Source organism: Bradyrhizobium sp. UFLA06-06 (genome assembly GCF_054820065.1).
On the sequence record NZ_JADFUD010000012.1, the window covers coordinates 60341 to 82080 of the forward strand.

The 21740-nt window shown below is 65.5% G+C and carries 19 protein-coding genes and 1 pseudogene; 7 read left to right on the forward strand and 13 right to left on the reverse strand.

All coding sequences use genetic code 11. The annotated features are described in order from the left end of the window. Positions 1 to 190 precede the first annotated feature (190 nt). A complete protein-coding gene (locus IF803_RS13065; RefSeq protein ID WP_461192403.1) occupies positions 191 to 1612 on the forward strand; it encodes an amidase in 1422 nt (473 codons plus the stop codon). Positions 1613 to 1646: 34 nt separating this feature from the next. On the opposite strand, the gene bla is transcribed toward IF803_RS13065, so the two are convergent. Beyond that, the gene (gene bla / locus IF803_RS13070) at positions 1647 to 2546 is read right to left on the reverse strand and encodes a class A beta-lactamase (RefSeq protein WP_461192404.1); all 900 of its coding nucleotides are present in this window, start codon (positions 2544 to 2546) and stop codon (positions 1647 to 1649) included. Between the two features lie 100 nt (positions 2547 to 2646). Between bla and IF803_RS13075 the strand changes: the two are divergent. Continuing rightward, positions 2647 to 3504: pseudogene (locus IF803_RS13075) on the forward strand (LysR substrate-binding domain-containing protein); the annotation flags it as partial. 320 nt (positions 3505 to 3824) lie between these two features. Here IF803_RS13075 and IF803_RS13080 read toward each other — a convergent pair. The 6 genes from IF803_RS13080 to IF803_RS13105 all read right to left on the reverse strand — a co-directional run bounded on the left by IF803_RS13080 (position 3825) and on the right by IF803_RS13105 (position 11560). Next, the gene (locus IF803_RS13080; RefSeq protein ID WP_411782725.1) at positions 3825 to 4793 is read right to left on the reverse strand and encodes an ABC transporter ATP-binding protein; all 969 of its coding nucleotides are present in this window, start codon (positions 4791 to 4793) and stop codon (positions 3825 to 3827) included. Beyond that, complete coding sequence (locus tag IF803_RS13085; RefSeq protein ID WP_085970703.1) at positions 4790 to 5770, reverse strand: ABC transporter ATP-binding protein; 981 nt, start codon at positions 5768 to 5770, stop codon at positions 4790 to 4792. The genes IF803_RS13080 and IF803_RS13085 overlap by 4 nt, the downstream gene beginning before the upstream one ends. Then, on the reverse strand, positions 5767 to 6684 hold the full coding sequence (locus tag IF803_RS13090) for an ABC transporter permease (protein ID WP_028334911.1): 918 nt from the start codon (positions 6682 to 6684) through the stop codon (positions 5767 to 5769). The genes IF803_RS13085 and IF803_RS13090 overlap by 4 nt, the downstream gene beginning before the upstream one ends. Further along, on the reverse strand, positions 6650 to 7606 hold the full coding sequence (locus tag IF803_RS13095) for an ABC transporter permease (protein ID WP_304496802.1): 957 nt from the start codon (positions 7604 to 7606) through the stop codon (positions 6650 to 6652). The genes IF803_RS13090 and IF803_RS13095 overlap by 35 nt, the downstream gene beginning before the upstream one ends. A 272-nt stretch (positions 7607 to 7878) precedes the next feature. Beyond that, the gene (locus tag IF803_RS13100) at positions 7879 to 9669 is read right to left on the reverse strand and encodes a peptide ABC transporter substrate-binding protein (protein ID WP_461192405.1); all 1791 of its coding nucleotides are present in this window, start codon (positions 9667 to 9669) and stop codon (positions 7879 to 7881) included. Between the two features lie 472 nt (positions 9670 to 10141). After that, complete coding sequence (locus IF803_RS13105) at positions 10142 to 11560, reverse strand: M20 family metallopeptidase (protein ID WP_461192406.1); 1419 nt, start codon at positions 11558 to 11560, stop codon at positions 10142 to 10144. A gap of 351 nt (positions 11561 to 11911) precedes the next feature. On the opposite strand from IF803_RS13105, the gene IF803_RS13110 reads away from it, so the two are divergent. Continuing rightward, positions 11912 to 12343, forward strand: coding sequence for a hypothetical protein (locus IF803_RS13110; RefSeq protein WP_028342541.1), 432 nt, complete (start codon positions 11912 to 11914; stop codon positions 12341 to 12343). 17 nt (positions 12344 to 12360) lie between these two features. On the opposite strand, the gene IF803_RS13115 is transcribed toward IF803_RS13110, so the two are convergent. Next, positions 12361 to 13452 carry a mandelate racemase/muconate lactonizing enzyme family protein gene (locus IF803_RS13115; protein ID WP_028342540.1) on the reverse strand — a complete coding sequence of 364 codons (1092 nt, stop codon included), beginning with the start codon at positions 13450 to 13452 and terminating at the stop codon, positions 12361 to 12363. Positions 13453 to 13600: 148 nt separating this feature from the next. On the opposite strand from IF803_RS13115, the gene IF803_RS13120 reads away from it, so the two are divergent. Both IF803_RS13120 and IF803_RS13125 read left to right on the forward strand, forming a co-directional pair. Next, complete coding sequence (locus tag IF803_RS13120) at positions 13601 to 14959, forward strand: metallophosphoesterase family protein (protein WP_461192407.1); 1359 nt, start codon at positions 13601 to 13603, stop codon at positions 14957 to 14959. Positions 14960 to 15138: 179 nt separating this feature from the next. Then, on the forward strand, positions 15139 to 15489 hold the full coding sequence (locus IF803_RS13125; protein ID WP_028342538.1) for a hypothetical protein: 351 nt from the start codon (positions 15139 to 15141) through the stop codon (positions 15487 to 15489). Between the two features lie 136 nt (positions 15490 to 15625). On the opposite strand, the gene IF803_RS13130 is transcribed toward IF803_RS13125, so the two are convergent. The 4 genes from IF803_RS13130 to IF803_RS13145 all read right to left on the reverse strand — a co-directional run bounded on the left by IF803_RS13130 (position 15626) and on the right by IF803_RS13145 (position 18597). After that, on the reverse strand, positions 15626 to 15838 hold the full coding sequence (locus IF803_RS13130) for a hypothetical protein (RefSeq protein WP_028342537.1): 213 nt from the start codon (positions 15836 to 15838) through the stop codon (positions 15626 to 15628). 395 nt (positions 15839 to 16233) lie between these two features. Continuing rightward, positions 16234 to 16608 (reverse strand): response regulator transcription factor, encoded by a 375-nt coding sequence (locus IF803_RS13135; RefSeq protein ID WP_028342536.1) that lies wholly within the window; start codon positions 16606 to 16608, stop codon positions 16234 to 16236. Beyond that, the gene (locus tag IF803_RS13140; RefSeq protein WP_028342535.1) at positions 16605 to 17471 is read right to left on the reverse strand and encodes a S1C family serine protease; all 867 of its coding nucleotides are present in this window, start codon (positions 17469 to 17471) and stop codon (positions 16605 to 16607) included. Before IF803_RS13140 ends, IF803_RS13135 begins: the two co-directional genes overlap by 4 nt. A 97-nt stretch (positions 17472 to 17568) precedes the next feature. Then, the gene (locus IF803_RS13145; protein WP_028342534.1) at positions 17569 to 18597 is read right to left on the reverse strand and encodes an AraC family transcriptional regulator; all 1029 of its coding nucleotides are present in this window, start codon (positions 18595 to 18597) and stop codon (positions 17569 to 17571) included. Positions 18598 to 18859: 262 nt separating this feature from the next. Here IF803_RS13145 and IF803_RS13150 point away from each other — a divergent pair, with 262 nt between their 5' ends. Both IF803_RS13150 and IF803_RS13155 read left to right on the forward strand, forming a co-directional pair. Then, a complete protein-coding gene (locus tag IF803_RS13150) occupies positions 18860 to 19309 on the forward strand; it encodes a cupin domain-containing protein (protein WP_016842394.1) in 450 nt (149 codons plus the stop codon). A 119-nt stretch (positions 19310 to 19428) separates the two neighbouring features. Then, complete coding sequence (locus tag IF803_RS13155) at positions 19429 to 20922, forward strand: flavin-containing monooxygenase (protein ID WP_461192408.1); 1494 nt, start codon at positions 19429 to 19431, stop codon at positions 20920 to 20922. On the opposite strand, the gene IF803_RS13160 is transcribed toward IF803_RS13155, so the two are convergent. Beyond that, positions 20919 to 21644, reverse strand: a complete 726-nt coding sequence (locus IF803_RS13160; protein ID WP_304496793.1) for an alpha/beta hydrolase — start codon at positions 21642 to 21644, stop codon at positions 20919 to 20921. The genes IF803_RS13155 and IF803_RS13160 overlap by 4 nt on opposite strands. Between the last annotated feature and the right edge of the window lie 96 nt (positions 21645 to 21740).

A 21740-nucleotide genomic window follows, 5' to 3' on the forward strand; every position in this document is an offset into this window, starting at 1 on the left:
GCGGATCGAGCGTCGCATGATCCTCCGTCGCTGCCAAGCCGCGCGGCCGGGAAGGGCCCGCCGGCACCCGGCAGCCCATGCACTCGTCGCGGCGCCGCGGCCTTTCGCCATGCGTCCGAGCCGATGGACTTGCCGCATGCCGCGCGGCACGATGCGGGCGTCGACCATGCCTGCGCGAGTCCTTGCCCAAATGAGCGACGATCTGTGTCTGCTGTCTGCCGTTGAGCTTCGTGGGCGCATCGCCCGCAAGGAGGTTTCGCCTGTCGAGGTTACGCGCGCGGTGCTCGCCCGTGCCGAGCGGCTGCAACCCGAATTGAACTGCTTCATCACGCTGTGCGGCGATGCGGCGATGGCGCAGGCGAAAGCTGCCGAGCGGCAAATCACGGCCGGCGAGCCGCCCGGTCTGCTCCACGGCATCCCCTTCACCGTGAAGGACATCGTCAGCACCAAAGACGTTCGGACGACCTTCGGCGCGGTGCCGTACCGGGACAACGTGCCCGATAATGACGCCGTCGCGGTGGCCCGCCTCCGTGCCCAGGGTGGCATATTGATCGGCAAGACTACGACGCCGGAGTTCGGCAGCAAGTGCCTGACCGACTCGCCGCTGTTCGGGCGGACGCGCAATGCATGGAGTGTCGAGCGGTCCAGCGGCGGCTCCAGCGGCGGCGCGGCGGTGGCCGTCGCGAGCGGCATCGCGCCGCTGGCGGTTGCGACCGATGGTGGCGGCTCCACCCGGATTCCCGCCGCCTGCAACGGCGTGGTCGGAATCAAGCAGAGCAATGGGGTGATCCCGCATAGCCAGGTGCAGGATGCTTTCGGCAACCAGACCTATGTCACACCGACCACGCGCACCGTTGCCGATACGGCGCTGATGATGCAGGCGATGGCGGGAGAGGATCCGTCGGACCCATGGTCGATCGGGGTACCCGTGCCCGACTATCTCGGGCTTGCCGCGCCGCGCGGCGGCCTCAAGGGCCGGCGGGTGCTGTTCTGCGTGTCGCCGCCGGGGCGTCCGGTCACATCAGATGTGGCTGCGACGTTCAAGGCAAGCCTCGACCGTCTGGCGAGCCTCGGCGCCGAGCTCGAAGAGTTTTCCGGCGACGGCTTTGACATCGAGCCGATCTGGCGTGCGATCAATCACACCGTCTGGCGCACCCGCTTTGAGAAACTCGCGGCCGATCATCCGAATGATCTCAGCGCAACCTTCCTGAAGCAGCTCGCGCTGGCGGCGCAGGTCAGCGGTGTCGACTACCAGCGGGCGATGTTCGACCGCACCGCGCTGTTCCGCCGGGTGCAGTCGCTGTTCGCGCGCGGCGATCTCCTGGCGATGCCGACCTTGACCCGGTCGGCGTTACCGATCGACCAGGACCTGTTCGGTACGATCGAAATCGACGGCCGGAGTTTCGACAGCGTGCGGCCGCACTGGTTTCCCTGGACCATGCTGTTCAACATGACCGGGCATCCCGCCGTCAGCATCCCCGCAGGTTTCGGCCGCGACGGCCTGCCGATCGGACTGCACCTGGTCGGCCGCTTCCGGGCCGATGCGGAACTGTTGCGCGTTGCAGCGTTGTTCGAGGCGGCGAGCGACTTGCTTGGTCGCTGGCCGGCCTGACATTGTCGGAGACGCTGATCGCGGCGTCGTTGGTTTAGCCGCTCTGCCCGGCGCTCGCATTGGCGACGGCGCGGGCGACATTGGCGATCACCTCGTTGCACTTCTCCATGGGGGCGCTTGCCCCGGTCAGGTAGACCGTCACCACGATCGGCTTGCGGCCGGGCGGCCAGAACACACCGATATCGTTGTAAGTGCCGCGCTCGCCGGTGCCGGTCTTGTCGCCAACCCGCCAGTCGCGGGGCACGCCGGCGCGCAGCCGAGCGTCGCCGGTCTTGTTGGCGACCATCCAGTCGATCAGCTTCTGGCGCGAGGCCGCGGACAGGACGTCGCCGAGCAGCACGCGCTGCAAATCCTTCAGCATCGCGACAGGACTCGTGGTGTCGCGCGGATCGCCGGGCACGGCTTCGTTGAGCTCCACCTCCCAGCGGTCGAGCCGGCTGACATTATCGCCAATGGTGCGGAAGAAGCTGGTGAAGCCGGCGGGCCCGCCGATCTCGCGCAGCAGCAGGTTGGCGGCGGTGTTGTCGCTGAGCGTGATGGTGGCCGCGCAGAGTTCGGACAGCGTCATGGCCGATCCGACGCGTTCCTTGGTGACGGGCGCGTAGGCCAAGATATCCTTGGCCTCGATCTGCACGCGCTGATCGAGGCTGGATTCGCCGCGATCGACCCGGTGCAGCACCGCGGCCGATGCCATCGCCTTGAAGGTGCTGCACATCGGGAACCGCTCGTCGCCGCGCCGGCTCGCGCGCAATCCCGTCTCCATGTCGAGCGCGGCGACGCCGAGCCGGCCGGTGGTCGCCAGCTCGATGCGTGCAAACTCCTGCTGCAGCCGCTGCGCCGGCTCGCTTGGTCCCGCCGCCGCACCTTGCCTCGGCAAGGTGCAGGACACCGCAAGGCCCAGCGCGTGCAATCCAAATGTCCGTTTCGTCAGCATGTCGAATCTCCCGTTGGCGGCGCGAACCTGCCGGGCGGCGTGACGGCGCACAAACAATCATTTATACAGCGAGACATGAGGAAAACTTGGTCATGACGCCGTGCGCCGGCATCTCCCGCTGAACGCGCTGCGCGCCTTCGAGGCCTCCGCGCGGCTGCTCAGCTTCACCCGCGCCGGGATGGAGTTGCGCGTGACGCAGACCGCGATCAGCCATCAGGTCAAGCAGCTCGAGGATCTCCTGGGCACGAGCCTGTTCCGCCGGCTGCCGCGCGGGCTGGTGCTCACCGACGAGGGGCTGGCGCTGCTGCCGGTGCTGTCAGATGCGCTCGACCGGATCGGCGCCGCGATCGACCGCATCGAGGCCAAGGGCGCGCGCGAGGTCGTGACAGTCGGCTGTGTCACGACCTTCGCGACCGGATGGCTCTTGCAAAGGGTCGACCGCTTCAAGCGCGCGCATCCCTATATCGATTTGCGCCTGCTCACCAACAACAACCGCGTCGACATCGCGGGCGACGGGCTCGATCTCGCGCTGCGCTTCGGCGACGGTTCGTGGCACGGCACCGAGGCGATCCATCTGTTGTCCGCACCGCTGTCGCCGGTGTGCTGCCCCGATGCCGCGGGCCGGCTGCGCAAGCCATCCGATCTCGCACAGGAATTCCTGCTGCGCTCCTACCGCGCCGAGGAATGGCCGCTGTGGTTTGCGGTCGCCGGCGCGCCGTGTCCGAAAATCCAGGGGCCGATCTTCGACAGTTCGGTCGCGATGGCCGAGGCCGCCGCGCGCGGCGTCGGCGTCGGGCTGGTGCCGATCGCGATGTTCGAAAATGAGCTGGCGTCCGGCCGGCTGCTGCGGCCGTTCGCGGCCGAGGTCCCGGCGGGATCCTATTGGCTGACCTGGCTGAAGTCGCGCGAGGTGACGCCGGGCATGCGCGCGTTTCGTGACTGGCTGCTCGAGACGCTGCGGACGGAGGTGAGCGAGAGCGAGGAAGCGCAGGTGAAGGCGCCGGCCGCGCGGCCCAAGACGAAAGCCAAAGCGAAGGCCAAGACAAAGACAAAGACAAAGACAAAGACAAAGACAAAGACAAAGACAAAGACAAAGACTGCGAAGCGGCGGCGGGCGAAGCTTTTTGCCCCGTCATCCTGAGGCGCGAGCGGAGCGAGCCTCGAAGGATGCACGGCCACCAGCGGGGCCGTCGACCCTTCGAGACGCGCTGCGCGCTCCTCAGGGTAACGGTGAAAGAGTGGTCGCGCCGACAGTTCGATCGTCGCAGGCGATCCGCTCTACGCCAGATGGCACGCCACGGAATGCCCGTTCCTGCCTTCCAGCAGTTCCGGTGCGGTCTGCCGGCAGCGCTCTTCGGCGATCGGGCAGCGGGTGTGGAAGTGGCAGCCTCTGGGCGGATTCATCGGGCTCGGCACGTCGCCCTTCAGGCGGATGCGGTCGCGCTTCGCCTTGGGATCCGGCACCGGCACCGCCGAGAGCAGCGCCTTCGTGTAGGGGTGCTGCGGATTGCGGTAGAGATCGCTGGCCTTGGCGAGCTCGACGATGCGGCCGAGATACATCACCGCGACGCGGTCGGAGATGTGCTCCACGACAGAGAGATCGTGGGCGACGAACAGATAGGTGAGGTTCAGCTCGGCCTGCAGATCCTCGAGCAGGTTGATGACCTGGGCCTGGATCGAGACGTCGAGCGCGGAGACCGGCTCGTCGCACACGATCAGCTTCGGCTCTAAGGTGAGCGCGCGGGCGATCGCGATGCGCTGGCGCTGGCCGCCGGAGAATTCGTGCGGGTAGCGGCGCATGTGCTCGGCCTTCAGCCCGACCTTGACCAACAGGCTCGCGACGCGGTCCTCGCGCTCGCTGGCCGAGGTCACGAGGTTGTGGATGATAAAGGGCTCGCCGAGGATCGCGCCGACGGTCATGCGGGGATTGAGCGAGGCGAACGGATCCTGGAACACGAGCTGCATGTTGCGCCGCATAGCACGCAGATCGCCGCCGCCGAGGCCGGTGACGCTCCGGCCGTCGAACACGACCTCGCCCGAGGTCGGCTCGATCAGGCGCAGCACGCAGCGGCCGGTGGTGGATTTGCCGCAGCCGGATTCGCCGACGAGGCCGAGCGTCTCGCCGCGGTCGACCGAGAACGACACGCCGTCGACCGCATAGACCTGGCCGACCTCGCGCGAGAGCAGGCCGCCCAGCACCGGAAAGTGCTTCTTCAGATTGGAAACGCGCAGCAGCGGCTCGCTCATGATGCGTCTCCGAGGTGGCAGGCCATGCGATGGCCGGGTGCGATCTCGCGCAGCCGCGGCTCCTTTTCGGTGCAGATGCTCATGGCGTATTTGCAGCGGGCAGCAAAACGGCAGCCCGGCGGCGGGTTGATCAGGATCGGCACCGAGCCGCCGATCGCCTCCAGCCGCGTCTTGTGCGCGGCGTCGAGATCGATGCGCGGGATTGAGCGGATCAGGCCCTGGGTGTAAGGGTGGCCGGGATTGCCGAACAGTTCGTCGACCGGCGCCTCTTCCACCACCTTGCCGGCGTACATCACGACGACGCGCTGCGCGGTCTCGGCGACCACGCCCATCGCGTGCGTGATCAGCATCACCGCCATGCCGAAGCGTTCCTTCATGTCCTGCAACAGGTCGAGGATTTGCGCCTGGATGGTGACGTCGAGCGCGGTGGTCGGCTCGTCGGCGATGACGAGCTTGGGGCGGCAGGCCAGCGCCATCGCGATCATCACGCGCTGGCGCATGCCGCCGGAGAACTGGTGCGGATAATGATGCACGCGGCCCGCGGCGTTGGGGATCTGCACCAGCTTCAGCATCTCGATGGTGCGTTCCAGCGCCTGCTTCTTGGTCACCGCCTCGTGGCGGCGCAGGCTCTCGGCGATCTGCTCGCCGATGGTCAGCACCGGATTGAGCGATGTCATCGGCTCCTGGAAGATGAAGCCGATCTCCTTGGCCCTGATGTCGTCGAGCTCATGGCTGGTCAATGGCACCAGGTCGCGGCCCTCGAAGATGATCTCGCCTTCGACGATCTTGCCCGGCGGCATCGCGATCAGCTTCAGGATCGACATCGCGGTGACGGTCTTGCCGCAGCCGGATTCGCCGACCACGCACAGCGTCTCGCCGCGGTTGATGCTGATGTCGACGCCGTCGACCGCCTGGAGGATGCCGTCGTCGGTGGTGAAATGGGTTTTCAGGCCCTTGATGTCGAGCAGCGCCATCAGATCACCTTGCGCGCGTCGAGCGCGTCGCGCAGCCCGTCGCCGATGAAGTTGATGGCGACGACCGCGATGAAGATCGCGCCGCCCGGAAACAGCGCCCAATGCGGGCCGATGTCGAGGAAGTCCTTGGCGTCATAGAGGATGCGGCCCCAGGTCGGGGTATCCGGCGGGAAGCCGAGGCCGAGAAACGACAGCGTCGATTCCGCGATGATGGCGGCGGCGACGTCGATCGTGCCGGCGATGATCACGGGTCCGAGCGCATTGGGCAGGATGTGGCGCACCACCTGCCGCACCGGGCTTGCACCGAGCGCGCGTGCCGCCTCGACGAATTCCTTCTCGCGCAGCGACAGGAACTGGGCGCGCACCAGGCGCGCGACCGGCATCCAGCGCAGGCCGCCGATCACCAGCACGATCAGGATGAAGATGCCGCCCTCCGGGCCGAACATCGCCTTCAGCCCGTCGCGGAACAGATAGATCAGCATCAACAGCAGCGGCAGTTGCGGCAGCGACAGGAACAGATCGGTCAGCCACATCAACGCGTAGCCGAGCGCGCCGCGCGACATGCCGGCGAGCGCGCCGATCAGCGTGCCGACGAACACCGAGACCAGCATCGCGGCGAGGCCGACCGCGAGCGAGATGCGCCCGCCATAGATCATGCGGGCGAGCAGGTCCTGGCCGAGATCGTCGGTGCCGAACGGATGCGCCAGCGACGGCCCCTGCAGGCCGGCCACGACGTCCATGTCGCTGATCGAGACGCGCCAGACGAACGGGCCGATCACGACGGCCGCGATCAAAAGCAGCAGCAGCACGGCGCTGACCACGGCCGGCCGGTGCCGGCGGTAGCGCCGCCAGGTTTCGCGCCAGGGCGAATAGCCGCGCCGCTCAGCGGAAGGAGATGCGAGGGTCAAGCCAGCCATAGAGGACATCTGCGATCAGGTTGAACAGCACCACGAGACACGCGAAGACGAAGGTCACGGCCATCACGACCGGCGTGTCATTGGCGAGGATGGAGGAAATCAGCAGCGAGCCGATGCCGGGAATCCGGAAGATCTGCTCGGTGACGATGGCGCCGCCGAACACGGCAGGCATTTGGAGCGCAATGAGCGTGACGACCGGGATCATCGCGTTGCGCATCACGTGCTTGACGATCACCTTGGCCTGTCCGAGCCCCTTGGCGCGGGCGGTGGTGACATAGTCGAGCCGGATCACGTCGAGCATTGCCGAGCGCACGAAGCGGGTCATCGACGCCGCCTGGAACAGGCCGAGCACCATCACCGGCATGATGGCCTGCCGGATCATCTCCAGCAGCCAGCGAATGCCGCTGCCCGGCACGTCGGTGTAGACGAAGGGCAGCCAGTCCAGCTTCACCGAGAACACCAGGATGAACAGGATGCCGGTGAAGAAGGTCGGCAGCGAGAAGCCGATGAAGGCGAAGGTGTTGGCGAGCTGGTCGAAGATCGAGTAGGGCCGGGTGGCGGCATAGACGCCGACCGGGATCGCGATGAGCAGCGCCAGCAGCTGGGCCGAGCCGATCACGTAGAGCGTGGTCGGCAGCCGCTGCAGGATCAGCGTGTCGACATTGATCCGGCTGACAAAGGAGAAGCCCCAGTCGCCCTGCGCCATCGCCGCGAGCCAGTGCAGGTAGCGAAGATAGATCGGGTCGTCGAGGCCGAACTTGGCGCGCAGCGCGGCCTGCACCTCGGGAGGCACGTTCGGATTGGTCGCGAGCTCGCTGAACGGATCGCCCGGCGCGAGCGCCAGCACGACGAACAGCACGAGCGAGATCCCGAGCAGGCTCGGGATCGCGATCATCAGGCGACGCAGGACATATTGACTCATCGAGAGATCATCTAACTAACGCTCGCACCTTGAGCACGTTGATCTTGCTTCCAGTCGAAAGGCGAGCTTCACCTCGCCCCGCGTGCGGGAGAGGTCGGAATTCAAGCGCAGCTTGAATTCCGGGTGAGGGGGACTCTCCACGAGCTCATCTTCCAACGCATTTGCGGATAGAGCCTCACCCCGACCCTCCAAGAACGAGCTCCGCTCGTCTCGACCCCGTAAGAACGAGGAGAGGGAGAAGAGTGCCCGTTCGATTCCGAGCACGTCACGTCTCAGGTTTCACGATACCAATCTTGCAGATTGTCGGTCTGGTTGGCCCAGCCGGAGAGCGCGGGCCGCACCGTGTTGGAGCAGGCTTCCACCGCGAGGCGGTGCATCACCGGGATCACCACCGTGTCCTGCCACATCAGATCGTTGCACTTGATGTAGAGCTCGGCTCGCTTGATCGGATCGGTCTCGGTATCGGCCGCCTCGATCGCCGCGTCGAAATCCTTGTTGACCCAGCGCGGGAAGTTCTGCCCTTGCCACTTGTTCTCCTTGGTCGCGGCATTGCGCGACAGATAGCGGCGCATATGCAGGCCCGGGTCGGGTTGCGTCATCGGGATCTGGAACATCTCGATGTCGGCGTAGAACTTGGAATAGGTGTCGGGATTGGCGACGTCGGAGGAGAAGAACACCGAGGCCACCACCGACTTCAGCTCGACGTCGATGCCGGCCTTCTGGCAAGCCTGCTTGACGATCGCCTGGGTCTTCTGCCGCGGGCCGTTGATCGAAGTCTGGTACAGGAGCTTCAGCTTCTTGCCATCCTTCTCGCGGATGCCGTCGGAGCCGACCTTCCAGCCGGCCTGCTCGAGCAGCGCGCTCGCCTTCTCGACCGAGAACTCCCACTTGGTGTTCTTGGAAACGAACTCCTCGGGGCCGTTGAGATAATTGGCGGTGGCGCGGCCGGCGCGGCCGTAGATCACCTTCTTGACGGAGTCGCGGTCGACCAGCAGCGCCAGCGCCTTGCGCACCGCCGGATCCGACAGGATCGGATGCTTGGTCTTGACCGACGAGCGTTCGCCGTCGACTTCGGTGTTCGGGTCGGTGAAGTTGATGGCGATGAATTCGATGTCGCCGCCGACGGCATACAGCGTCTTGCCCTTGCCGCCCTTTTCCAGCCGCAGCAGCACCTCGTCCTCGACCTGGATGTTCCAGGCGAAATCATATTCGCCGGTCTGGATCACCGCGCGCGCCGCCGACACCGCATCGCCGCCCCCCTTCATCTCGATCGAGTCGAAATAGGGCCGGTTCGGCATGTGGTAATCGGGATTGATCTCGCCGCGCACCAGATCACCCGGCTTGAACTCGACGAATTTGTAGGGGCTGGTGCCGACCGGCTTCAGATTGTTCGGCGCCTCGCGCGACTTGCTGCCTTTGTACTCGGCGAACAAATGCTTCGGGATGATGCAGCCATAGGCGCCGACGAACGCGTTGGCCCAGAACGGCGTCGGATCCTTGAACTTGATGCGGACCGTGAGGTCGTCGACCTTCTCCACGGTCATGCCGGAATAGGTGCCGCTCGAGACGGCTGCCGTCGCGGGATCGGTGGCATATTCCCAGTTGAACACGACGTCGTCAGCGGTGAAGGGTTTGCCGTCATGCCATTTGACGCCGGGTTTGAGTTTCCAGACCACCGTCTTGGCATCTTTGGAAAGTCCGCCGTTCTGGATCGAGGGGATTTCGGCGGCGAGGATCGGATTGAGATGGCCGTCGACGTCCCAGCTTGCCAGCGGTTCGTAGAACAGCCGCGAGCCGTCCTGGTCCTTGGTGCCGGTGGCGAAGTGCGGATTGAGCAGGGTGGGGCCCTGCCACCACAACAGCTTCAGCGGACCGCCGCCGCCGCGCTTGGTCGGCTTGTAGGGATTGGGGCTCTGCGCCATCGCGACGCCGCCGATCGCAAGGATCTGGTTGGCCATCGGCGCGGTGAGGCCGACGGCAATCATTCGCTTGACGAAGGCGCGGCGATCCATCCGCCCGTCCTTCACGTCGTCGATCATGCCTCGCAGATTCCTGTCGAACATTGTCCCCTCGGTCCGGCTCAATTGGTTATTGCGGCGGGCCGTGGAACCGGCCGCCGTGTTGGCGGCAGGATGGCACACCGAATGACCGCGAAGGTCAACGCCTCCCGCTCTTCAGCGCCTAGGTCTTTTGGCTATCGCTTGTGCAGAACCTCCGCTCGCCGCACATCGGTTCAGCAGATCGGCGCCAAAAGCGTGCCCTTGCGCGCCTCGCAGTGCGGAAAATTTGTTCGTTATCCTTTGTTCCGAGATGCTTTTTTGCCACGCAGGCCGGAGTTCGCGTCTGAAGGCCGAGCTATCGCATATGCGCTCGATCCCTCCACAAACTCGTCATGCCCGGCCTTGTGCCGGGCATCCACGTCGCCGTTTCCGCGTGAGAAAGTAGTGGTTGGCCGGGACAAGCCCGGCCATGACGATGGGGAGATGCGATTGCTTGATCCCGGAGAGCAGGTCCGGCCCGCTCTCAATGCGGCTCTCAGGCGATCGACATGTCCAACGGCGGTGCAACATTCGTCGGCAGCGGACTGACATAGGGCGTTCTTGTGGTCCGCTTCTTGAGGTCGGCCTTGGCGGCCGCGATCAGCTCCGGCTCCATCAGCGCCTTGACGCCGAGGCCGGCCATCGCCTTGGCGGCCTGTACCATCGCCTTGTGCGCGGCCGGCGTCTTGCCCTGCGCCACAACCTGCCAGGTGTGGAACGGCGTGCCGATTGCAACCGTCGGTGCATGAACCTGCACGGTCGGCACCACCCAGCTGACGTCGCCGACGTCGGTCGAGCCGATCAGCGGATTGCGCTTGGCGTCGATCGGCACCAGGAAATCGGCGAGCGGCCGGTCGGTCGGCTCCATGCCGATCGCGTAATAGACCGAGGCGATGTCCTTGTCGGTCAGGGGCGCGCGGATCTTGCCGGCGAAATCCTTATCGGCATCGTCGAAATGCGGCGGGCCGAGCTCTTCCATGATCCGGTGCAGCGTCTGTTCCAGCGGCGTGTTGGGCAGGATGTTCGAGACGGCGGAGATGATCTTCATCTCCACCTTGGTCTCGGTCATCAGCGCCGCGCCCTGCGCGACCTTGTGCACGCGCTCGACCAGCTCGTTCATGCCGGGCAGGTCGCGGGCGCGGATCGAATAGCGCACGCGGGCATGGGCCTGCACCACGTTGGGCGCGATGCCGCCGGCGTCGAGCAGCGCGTAATGCACGCGGGCGTCGCTCGGCATGTGCTCGCGCATGTAGTTGACGCCGACATTCATCAGCTCCACCGCATCAAGCGCGCTGCGGCCGAGATGCGGCGAGGCCGCCGCATGCGAGGTGCGCCCGGTGAAGATGAAGTCGGCGCGGGTATTGGCGAGCGACGGTGTCACCGCCACCTCCCAGAAACTGTGCGGATGCCAGGTGATGGCGATGTCGGCGTCCTCGAAGGCGCCACAGCGCACCATGAAGGCCTTTGCCGCGCCGCCTTCCTCGGCGGGACAGCCGTAATAGCGCACGCGGCCCGGCACCTTGTTGGCGGCGAGCCAGTCCTTCACCGCGGTCGCGGCGAGCAGCGCGGAGGAGCCGAGCAGATTATGTCCGCAGCCATGGCCGTGGCCGCCGCTCTCGACCGGGCGATGTTCGGCGATTCCGGCCTCCTGGCTGAGGCCGGGCAGGGCGTCATATTCGCCGAGGAAGGCGATCACCGGGCCGCCTTCGCCCCATTCGCCCATCACCGCGGTCGGGATGTCGGCGAGGTTCTCGGTGATGCGAAAACCCTGATGGCGCAGTTCGGCCAGATGTTCGGCGGATGAGCGCGCCTCGGTGTAGCAGACCTCGGGCATCGCCCAGACCCGGTCGCTCAATTCGATGAAACGCGGCTTGATCGCGTCGACGCCGCGCCAAACATCACTACGGTTGTCCATTTGCTCCGATCCCTTAACTCGCTAGAGCATGATCCGGAAAAGTGTGAAGCGGTTTTCCGAAAGGATCATGCTCAGACAATGAGCCAAAGTGCGATGATCTCATCGCGCTTTGGGCAATCTGAAGCGCAAAAGGCTAGCAGCTTGGCGTGAGCGCGACTAGGGCACCTGCTCGCAGAGCCGATCCGCGACTTGAGGTTATGTCTTCCGGCTTGGTTTCGACGGCGGATGTCGCCAACGTGTCCAATTGTGTCCGTCAAGGGTCCAACAGCGGAAGTTGCGAAACCGATTCACGCATAGTACTCATTTCGCAATGCCCGTTGAAGTAGAGAGGGCCGCAAGAGGGGAAGTGATATGCATCGGATACTCGCCGTGGTCAGTATCGCGATCTTCACCTTGGTAATGACGGGTTTCGCACGCGCAGAGAAGATCTACTATCTTCACGACCCTGGCGGCAACACCGCCGCGCACATCTACAAGTACCGGCAAGTCAATGCGGAGTATGATCGCGTGGTGATCGATGGTCGCTGCAAGTCTTCTTGCACGACGGTCCTGGGGACCGTTCCCCTCAACAAGATCTGCATTACCCCGAGCGGCTACTTCATGTTTCACGCTGCACATCACGGCGACCGCAGCATGAACCCCGGCGAGACCCAGCTGATGATGTCGGCCTATGCGCCCGAGGTTCGCGACTGGGTGATGCGGCACCATGCGCTCGAACAGGTGGACCCTTACACGTACCTGTACGCCAGGGATGTAAGGTTCATCCGCCACTGTAGCCGATAGCCCAAGCCAGCCGTCCCTCATCCCGCGCTGAGCCGCTCCAGGCCTTTCCAGTCGAAGGCGATGCCGTGCCCCGGGCGATCCGGTGCCATCGCCATACCTTGCTCCAGAACCAGCGGATGCTCGATATAGCGATCGAGGCCGAAGCCGTGCGCCTCGAGATACGACCGGTTCGGGCACGCCGCCAGCAGATGCACGGTGATGTCATGCGCGCCATGACTGGTGACCGGAATATTGAAAGCCTCGGCGAGGCGGGCGATCTTCATGAAGCTGGTCACGCCGCCGCAATTGGTGACGTCGGGCTCGGCGTAGGACAGCGCGCCGCCGGCGATATAGGGCTTGAACTCCCACAGGCTGCGCAGGTTCTCGCCGGCTGCGATCGGCACGCCGCCGGCTTGCAGGATGCGCGCGTGTCCCGCGACGTCGTCCGGAATGGTCGGCTCCTCGAGCCAGGTCAGGTCGAACGGTTGCAGGGCGCGCGCGGCGCGGATCGCTTCCTCGACGGTCCATTTCATGTTGGCGTCGGCCATCAGCGGAAACTCGTCGCCGAGATGGCCGCGCATCGCCTTCACGCGCGCCACGTCGGACGCAAGGCTCGGCCGGCCGACTTTCATCTTGATGGCGCGAAAGCCCTTGGCGAGATTGTCGTCGGTCTGCTTCAGCAAACCATCCAGCGGCAGATCAAGATCGATGCCGCCGGCATAGCAGGGCACGCGGCGGTCGAAGCCGCCGAGCAGCCGCCACAGCGGAAGCGATGCCCGCCGCGCCTTGAGGTCCCACAACGCGATGTCGAGCGCGGACAGCGCCAGCACTGCCGGCCCGCCGCGGCCGCCATAATGCAGCGCCCACCACACCTTGTGCCAAAGCTGCTCGGTGTCGTCGGCCTCCATCCCGCGCGCGATCTCGCCGATTTCGCGGCCCAGGATATCGGCGACGGCGCCGCCATTGCGGCCGACCGTGTAGGTGTAGCCGGTGCCTTCCGCGCCGTCGGCATCGCGGGCGCGGATCGTGACGAGCTCGAACGCCTTGATCTCGCCATGCGTGCTGTCGCTGAGCACCACCGGGAGCGGGATCTTGTAGAATCCGATGCTGAAGTCCTTGAGGATGGCCACGCCGGAACTCCTTGTCATGGACGAATGCAATGCGCGGCGCACGATCCCAGAAGCGCCTGTCGGCCGCAACCTTGCGCCTGCGAATGTCTGCCTTGAGCGATCAGTCTGCCTTCCTCTATGATGTGGCTCGCGAGGACGTGGTCCGACCATGGATGATGCAATTCCGTCTCTGTTGCCGAGAACTTCGGGCCACCAGTTCGTGATCTATGCCGATGCCTGCTCGGGCGTTCCGGGCGCGCTGCATGAGCGCACCTTCGCGTCGGTGAACGACGTGGTGCGCCGGCTGCATCCTGCGCCCGAATTCATTCTGTTCCCCGGCGACGAAATCATCGGCCTCACCGCCGATGCAGACGCGCTGCGCGCGCAATGGCGGCATTGGTTCGAGGTCGAGATGTCCTGGCTCGACCGGCGCGTGGTGCCGCTGTGGCACACGACCGGCAACCACACCACCTATGACGAGATGAGCGAGGCGGTGTTCCGCGAGGTGCTGCAGCTGCCGAGCAACGGCCCGCCCGGTCAGGATGGGCTGTCCTACTGGGTTCGCCGCGGCGATCTCCTGATGGTGTTCGTGCACACGCTCTGGAGCGGCCTCGGCGGCGAGGGGCATGTCGAGACCGACTGGCTGCAAGCGGTCCTCGCACAGCACGAGGACGCCAGGCACAAGCTGGTGCTGGGCCATCATCCCGTGTACGCCATCAACGGCTACAGCGGCAGCTATCAGCGCGAGATCGGCCACGAATATCGCGAGCGGTTCTGGGATATCCTCGTCCGCGCCGATGTCACCGCCTATCTGTGCAGCCACATTCTCGCCTTCGACGTCCAGGTTCATCGCAGTGTGCTGCAGGTCTGCACGGCGGGTGCGGGCACCGCGCACCGGATGCCCGAAGGCGTCGAGTATCTGCATTGCGTGCAAGCCGCGCTCGATCAGGATGGGTTTCGCTATCAGGTGCTCGATACCGAAGGTGTGGTGCGCGAGCAGCTCACATGGCCGCTACCATCGCTGGACCAGGCCGCGTGGTCGCCGCTGCCGCGCGGGACCAGCCCTGCACCGCTGTCGGGGACATTGGCGCCTGCGACGGTCATCGCGTTGAAACTGTCGGGCCGCACCGCCGCGGCAACTGCCGCGCCACAAACGCTGCTCTGCACGCCCGCGCCCGGCGTGATCGCACCGCTCTGGCTGGGCTTGCGCGGACCGAACCAGACGCTCACCTTGATCCTTGGACGTGAGCGTGGACGCAGTCCCTATTACTGGATCGGTCCCGATCTCGGCGCCAACAGCGATTTCGACCTCGACATCGCCTTCTACCCGGACATGGGACCGGGCGGCGTGCTGTGGCGACGCAGCGGTGACACGCGCTGGACATCGTGGGCGGCGATATCGGCAACGGGGCTTGAGCGGTTCACATGGCCGGCGGTCTGGAACGTCGGGTGCGGCGAGGGTGGGCCGGATGACAAGCGCTATGCCGGACCACGGCTCGGGATCGCTATTTCCGTCATCGCATTGTAGTCAGTCGCGCCCGGATCGACGCGCTGGACGTCGACGCCGCGGTTGAGCGGGCTTCGACGCCCGCATTGCGGTCGCATTGGCTCCAATGAATGGCCACGGAAAAATCAGACGCCGGCCAAACTTCGCGCGTAGGTTTTATCGCTTGCTGACTCGGATAAGGACTCGGAAAGGAATCGATCATGCGCAATCTCACTGCATTCGTCACTGTTGCCGCGCTCGCCCTCGGAACGCCCGCCTTGGTGCAAGCGCAAGGCGCACAACCCAAGGCGCCGCCGCAGGCATCTGATCAGTCCACTGTCATCCGGAGCATAGAGGTCGTGGACATCAAGGACCTCAAGCCCGAGATGCGATCGAAGGTCGAGGATGCCATCGCAAAGACAAAGGAGGACGACATCCAGTCGCTTCGGAAGTCGATTGACGCGACGCCGCAGGCGGTCTCCGCGCTCAAGGCCAAGGGCCTGACTTCGTCGCAGGTCGTCGCTATCAACATCGCCGATGGCGTCCTGACGATGTTCGCCAAAACAGCCTGACAGGGTTCGAATGTCGGCTTCGGTGGTTGGACCTCCCCGCGACCATCGATGCCAACACCTCCCGCAGCCGGTGCTGCGGGAGTTTTCATTTCTCATAGGCGTGGCACGTCCAATGGACTTTCACCGGGGAGAGTGATCAGTCAGGCTCGTTGGGCCTGGTACGTTCCGCGCGTTTCAATTCGCGATCGATCAGCGTGCAGACGCGCCGCCGCGCCAGCAGGTCGAGCCGCGCGCGCGTGGTGCCTTGCTTGGTCTTGCCGTTGATGTCGAACGACCAACCCCAGAGGTCGGGTTCGATGTTGGTGAGTGTGTATTGAATGTCCCGATGACGACCGATCAGCTTCTTCATGCCGTTTCTTCTTGTTGGCTGAAGATTGCATAGCCAGATCGTGAAGGCGTCTGTATCCGGTCGAATACTGAGCCGGGTGCCCGCAGGGCGGAATTTTCCAAATCACTGATTTAGGGTCGCTGTGCAGTGGCTGCGTGCAACTGACGAGTGCGCATGAAGATTCGCCGTCGTCCTGGCGAAGGCCAGGACCCATTACCCCAAGTGCGCATTGTTGCGCGACGCTGGGGCCACGATCTCGTTCACGATCAAAATGCGGTGGTTATGGGTCCTGGCGCCAGGACGACAATGATGAGTCCCGACTGCAATATCTGCCGCGGCGTATGGGTCCCTGCTTTCGCAGGGACGACGGGTGGAGAGATCTCAGCTCAGCGTCACTACAACAGCAATCCCACCCCTCACAAATTTATCACCCCGCGCCGCGCGGCATGGGCGACGGCGTCGGTGCGGCCGGTGGCGTCGAGCTTGTCGAGCAGGGAGCCGACATGAAACTTGGCGGTGTGGACGGAAATTCCGAGCCGCTGTGCGATCATCTTGTTGGATGCGCCTTCGGCCAGCAGCGCCAGCACGTCGAGCTCGCGCGGCGTCAGCTCGAAGTCGCCGGCGCCCGCGGCCTCGCGGTTGCGTGCGACGACCGCCGCCGTGGCCTGTTCGCCCGGCGCAGCGAGCCGCAGGCCGGCGACGCTGCCGAGCAGGGTCGCCAGCCGATCGGCGAGGACGGCGTCGTCGACCTCGAGCGCGATGACGATGTCGTTGGCCGGCTCACCGCTCACGTCTCGGGCCTCTCGCCGACCGTCACCTTGAAGTTCAGCGGCTCGCCGCCGCGATGCACGGTGAGCTCGACCTCCGTGCCGACGCTCTGCGGTCCGAGGCCGCGCGACAGCGCCCGCACGCCGGACAGCTTCTCGCCATTCACGGCAATGATCACGTCGCCCTGCCGGACGCCGGCCGCGGCCGAGGGGCCGGCCTTGTCGACGTTCATCACCATCGCGCCGAGGCCGTCGTCCAGCCGGACCGGCTGCAATCCGACGCCAAGATATCCGCGCGCGATGCGGCCGCTCTTCTCGAGCTGTGTTGCGACCCGCTCGATGGTCGTAGCCGGGATCGTCAGCACGCGGCGCGGGCCGAGCACGGCCATGCCGAACGGCTCGCCCGCGGCGTTCAGCGCGAGGCCACCCTGCTGGCTGTGCCGCAGCCGGACGTCGAGCTCGATCCGTGCATCGATTTCGCCGCCGCGCAGGCTGCGCCAGGCCGGACCCGACAGCGCGACCATGCCGAGCCGCGCGGTCGGCGCGCCGCGGTCGGCGGCGACGATCACCGCGAGCGATCCCAGCGCGGGGCTCCCGGTCGAGAGCTTGACGGGGGCGGCGTCGCCATCGACGCGCAGCAGCGCGATGTCGGTGGTGTGGTCGCGTCCGACGACGGTCGCGGGCCCGCGGCTGCCGTCGGCGAACTGGATCTCGATCTCGCCCTCGTCGGCCAGCGCTTCGTCGGCAGTGACGACGAGGCCCGCCTTCCAGACAAAGCCGGAGGCGCGTGCGCGATGCGAATGCACGGAGACGATTGCGGGCGCGGCGCGCGCAATGGTCTCCGCAAGGGCTGACGACAGCGAGGACAGGATATTCGGTTCGGTCATGGGAAACTCCGTTGGCTTCCCTCAATCTGGGATGTCGCGGCTGACGGCGATACTGGCCGGATGGGCAGGGCGTGGCCGGGCCGCCCGGAACTGCCGCTCAGCTCAGCCGCTGCAGGGTCGCCTTCGGGCTCTCGCCGAACTTGGCGCGGTAGGCGCTCGCCATCCGGCTCAGATGGGTAAAGCCGAGGTCGAATGCAATATCGACGATGCGTTCGCCCGGCCGCGCCGTCTTGAGGCGGGCGTTCAGATGGGCGAGGCGGATGTCGAGCAACATCTCGGACACGGTGGTGCCGAAGTGACGGCGGAAGCCGAGTTGCAGCGCGCGGATGCCGGTGCCCGCGATCTCCGCAAGCTCGGCGAGGTCCAGCGGCTCGGTCGCCCGGCTCTCCAGATAGGCGCGCACGCGTTTCAAGGCGGCCGGCTGGGCCTCAGTGCGGCCGTTGAAGACATCGATCGCCGAACTCAGGCTGTGCCGCTGCCCGTTGAGCAGGGCATTGAGAAACGACTCGCGCCAATCGGCCGCCGCGATCGCCGACAAGGTCTTGCGCGGCCCGAGCTGCTCGGCCGCCGTGACAAGATGCTCGATCCGGGCCGAGAGCGTCTGCCCGAGCGGCCCGCTCAGCGCGACGGCCGGGTCGAACTCGACCGGCCTCACCGGCACGCCGCCAAGCGCCGCGGCGCGATGCTCGACCAGCCTGCGGTCGAGCAGCAAGATCAGCTGGGCGCAGTCGCCGCGCCAGGTCATTTCGGTCGGAATGGTCGGCGACAGCAGCGAGGCGGTGTGTCGTGGTCCGGTGGTGAGCTCGCGCGCGGCGGTCCGCACCGAGGCCGAGCCGGACAGCGGCATCTGCAACAGGAAGAAGCGGTCGAGGCAGCCGGGATTGATCGCGACCGATCCGCCATAGGCGACATAGTTGACGGAGAAGCCGTCGAAGTCGGCGCAATTGTGATGCGCGGAGAAATTGCTCGCGGAATGATCGACCGGCGTCAGATCGTGCGGGCAGAAGATGCGGCCGATCGCTTCCGCCGCGTCATCGACGCGATCAGTCGCGACCCGTGCGAACTCCGTCAGCCTTGCGCTTGGAGAATTTGCGCTTGCCGAAACCTCGTTGCCAACAGCAGTCACGCCGGCCGTCCGGAGTTGTTTGAGGCCTAAAACATCATGCAGCCTAGAGCATCCCGCGGCAAAGGGGAACGCCGTTTCGTCGCGCAAACTGCCCGATCTGAGCGCAGGCGAATGCGGCCGCATTGGGCAGCAGCCGGCCGGCGCCGCGCTCCCGCATTGCAGCATGAGGTGCCAGGTGCGGATTCGTTTATCGGCTAGACAGCCTCAGCGGCCGGCGACAGGCTCCGTGCCGGCAATGCGCATCAAAACTGGAGAGGCTGACATGGGCACGCTCGAAAAAGGCATTACCCGAACCGGCACCGGCTACGGCGGCAAGACCTGGAATATCCTGGGCCAGGTCTACTATCCGAAGGCGATCACCGACTCGACCTTCGCGTTCGAGACCAACAGCGACCCCGGCCAGTTCGTGCCGGTGCACATCCACCCGACCCAGGACGAGTTCATCCTGGTGCAGGAGGGCGTGCTCGACCTCAAGCTCGACGGCGTCTGGGTGCAGGCCAAGGCCGGCGACCTCGTGCGCATGCCGCGCGGCATCCCGCACGGCTATTTCAACAAGTCGGACAAGCCGGCGCGGGCGCTGTTCTGGGTGTCGCCGATGCAGAAGCTCGAGGCGCTGTTCGAGAAGCTGCACAATCTGCAGGACCCCGTCGAGGTGGTGCGTATCTCCGCCGAGCACGAGGTGGATTTTCTGCCGCCGGAAGCCAACGACTAGCCGGCGGCCAAACAGACAATACGCACGCGAGGCGGCAATCGCCGGGGCTGGCTCCGGCGATGACGGGGACGCGTGCGCCTAACGAAATTGGACCTGTTCATTCAATTCGGAGCGGTTTCATGGTCAAGCAGAAGCATGTGTGCGTCATCGGCGCCGGCATTTCCGGGCTCGCCGCCGGCAAGGCCTTTGCCGGTCGCGGCCACAAGGTGACCATCATCGAGCGCAGCGGCGATCTCGGCGGGGTTTGGGAGCCGGCGCGCTCCTATCCCGACGTGCAGACCCAGAGCCCGAAGGAGCTCTATCGCTACACCGACAAGGCGATGCCGGAGGCCTATCCGGAATGGCCGAAGGGTCCGCAGGTCCATGCCTATTTGCGCGACTACGCCCGCAGCCACGGGCTCGACGGCGCGATGCGGTTCGACACCAAGGTCGAAGGCATGAAGCGCCGTGCCGACGGCAGGCCGGGCTGGACGCTGGCGCTGCGCTCGACCGACGGCGCCACCGGCCACGAGGATTTCGACTTCGTCGCGGTCTGCACCGGGCAGTTCAACGAGCCGCAGACCTTGCCGCTGGCCGGCGAGGACGGCTTCAAGGCGCAGGGCGGGCAGATCCTGCATTCGTCGCAATACAGCGATCCAGCGCTTGCCAAGGGCCGCAAGGTAGTGGTGCTCGGCGGCTCCAAATCGGCGACCGACATCGCCGTGAACGCGGTCAATTCCGGCGCCAGCGAAGTCACCATCGTGTTTCGCGAGCCGGTCTGGCGGATTCCCTATTTCGTCGGCGGCCTCGTCAACTTCAAGCGCATCCTCTACATCCGCGCCCAGGAGCAGATGTTTGCGAGCTGGGGCATCGGACCGATGGCGCGCCTTGCGCATGTCGTGGCAAAGCCGTTCGTGTGGGCGAACTGGCGCGGGCTCGAAAGCATGCTGAAGATGCAGCTCAAGCTGAAGCAATGCGGCATGGTGCCGAAGGAGCGGATCGAGGACGGCGTCAATTGCTCGGTGCCGATCGCAACCCCCGGCTTCTATCCGATGGTCGCCGACGGCCGGATCAAGGCGGTGCGCGGCACCTTCGACCATTACGACGGCAAGACCATCGTGATGAGCGGCGGCCAGCGCGTCGCGGCCGATGTCGCGGTGCTCGCGATCGGTTACAAGCTCGGCGTGCCGTTCCTGCCCGAGGAGTATCAGAACAAGCTGGTCGAGCCCGACGGGCAGTACCGGCTGTACCGGCTGATCGCCAATCCCGATCTGCCCGACATGGGCTTTGTCGGTTTCAATTCGAGCTTCTGCACCGTGCTGTGCGCCGATCTCGCCGCGAACTGGCTGGTGCGCTACGCCGACGGCCAGCTGGCGCGGCAGCCGAGCGCGGCCGAGATGAATAGCAACATCGCGATGATGCTGAACTTCAAGCGCGTCGAGCGTCCGGCAGCGGGTGTCTATGGCGGGCTGTGCGTCGCGCCCTATCACTTCAAGCATTTCGACGAGCTGCTGGCCGACATCGGCACCAAGGCGTCGCGCCGCAACCCGCTCGTCGAAAAGTTCACGCCGCCGGACGCGGACGCCTATGCCCGCTTCCTCGCGACTGCGCCGGCATACAGGGCGGTGGCCTAATCGCGGCCGGCGTCGAGGAAGGCCTGTGCCAGCCGCCCGGGGTTGGAGAAGCACAGCTCGTGGCTGCCCGGCACCTGGACCAGGCGGAACAGCCCGAGCTTCTCCGACAACCGTGGATGCCAGGGCAGGCTGTGCGGCATCGCGGTGTCCTCGATGCAGTTCACGTAGGATTTCGCGATGGGCATCTCGGCGGGATTGGTGCGCAGCGCGATCTTGTCCTGGAAGGTCTTCAACGGGTGCGGATTGAGCTTGTCATAGGCCCGCTGCGCCGTCTCGAGGTCGGCGTCGTTGATGAAGGCCTCGCGCCAGATCGGGAACGGCAGCACCACCGAGCCGTCGCCGCGCTCGGCGTGGATCGCATCGAACAGGCCGACATAGTGCGGCGGCACCATGTCGTTGAGGCACTCGCCATTGTTGGGCACGAACGCGTTCCAGTAGACCAGCCGGCGGATGCGGTTCGCGGCGGCGTCGGCAACGCCGGTGATGACCATGCCGCCATAGCTGTGGCCGACCAGCACGATGTCATTCAGATTGTGCTCGGCGAGGTAATCCACGATCGACTGGATCGCCTCGGCAAGGCCGGAGTCCTTCCGGTCGCCGGGCCGGTTGCCTTTGATGGTCGGGGTGTGGACGACATGGCCGGCCTTGCGGATAACGGCCGCAACCGGTTCAAACTCGGCGCCGGTATGCCAGGCGCCATGGACGAGAACATAGGTCGACATGTTGTACCTCCCTGTCTGGTTTGGTTAGATCGATTGCCGCGTCCGGACGGACCGGGATACGCGCAAGTTTCATCCGCTTCCTGATGGATACTGACC

What these genes read in the sequence shown, in the direction of transcription:
- IF803_RS13065 (WP_461192403.1), top strand. Translation starts at nt 191, where the DNA reads ATGAGCGACGATCTGTGTCTGCTGTCTGCCGTTGAGCTTCGTGGGCGC.
- bla (WP_461192404.1), bottom strand. Translation starts at nt 2,546, where the DNA reads ATGCTGACGAAACGGACATTTGGATTGCACGCGCTGGGCCTTGCGGTG.
- IF803_RS13080 (WP_411782725.1), bottom strand. Translation starts at nt 4,793, where the DNA reads ATGAGCGAGCCGCTGCTGCGCGTTTCCAATCTGAAGAAGCACTTTCCG.
- IF803_RS13090 (WP_028334911.1), bottom strand. Translation starts at nt 6,684, where the DNA reads ATGGCTGGCTTGACCCTCGCATCTCCTTCCGCTGAGCGGCGCGGCTAT.
- IF803_RS13095 (WP_304496802.1), bottom strand. Translation starts at nt 7,606, where the DNA reads ATGAGTCAATATGTCCTGCGTCGCCTGATGATCGCGATCCCGAGCCTG.
- IF803_RS13100 (WP_461192405.1), bottom strand. Translation starts at nt 9,669, where the DNA reads ATGTTCGACAGGAATCTGCGAGGCATGATCGACGACGTGAAGGACGGG.
- IF803_RS13105 (WP_461192406.1), bottom strand. Translation starts at nt 11,560, where the DNA reads ATGGACAACCGTAGTGATGTTTGGCGCGGCGTCGACGCGATCAAGCCG.
- IF803_RS13110 (WP_028342541.1), top strand. Translation starts at nt 11,912, where the DNA reads ATGCATCGGATACTCGCCGTGGTCAGTATCGCGATCTTCACCTTGGTA.
- IF803_RS13120 (WP_461192407.1), top strand. Translation starts at nt 13,601, where the DNA reads ATGGATGATGCAATTCCGTCTCTGTTGCCGAGAACTTCGGGCCACCAG.
- IF803_RS13125 (WP_028342538.1), top strand. Translation starts at nt 15,139, where the DNA reads ATGCGCAATCTCACTGCATTCGTCACTGTTGCCGCGCTCGCCCTCGGA.
- IF803_RS13130 (WP_028342537.1), bottom strand. Translation starts at nt 15,838, where the DNA reads ATGAAGAAGCTGATCGGTCGTCATCGGGACATTCAATACACACTCACC.
- IF803_RS13140 (WP_028342535.1), bottom strand. Translation starts at nt 17,471, where the DNA reads ATGACCGAACCGAATATCCTGTCCTCGCTGTCGTCAGCCCTTGCGGAG.
- IF803_RS13150 (WP_016842394.1), top strand. Translation starts at nt 18,860, where the DNA reads ATGGGCACGCTCGAAAAAGGCATTACCCGAACCGGCACCGGCTACGGC.
- IF803_RS13155 (WP_461192408.1), top strand. Translation starts at nt 19,429, where the DNA reads ATGGTCAAGCAGAAGCATGTGTGCGTCATCGGCGCCGGCATTTCCGGG.
- IF803_RS13160 (WP_304496793.1), bottom strand. Translation starts at nt 21,644, where the DNA reads ATGTCGACCTATGTTCTCGTCCATGGCGCCTGGCATACCGGCGCCGAG.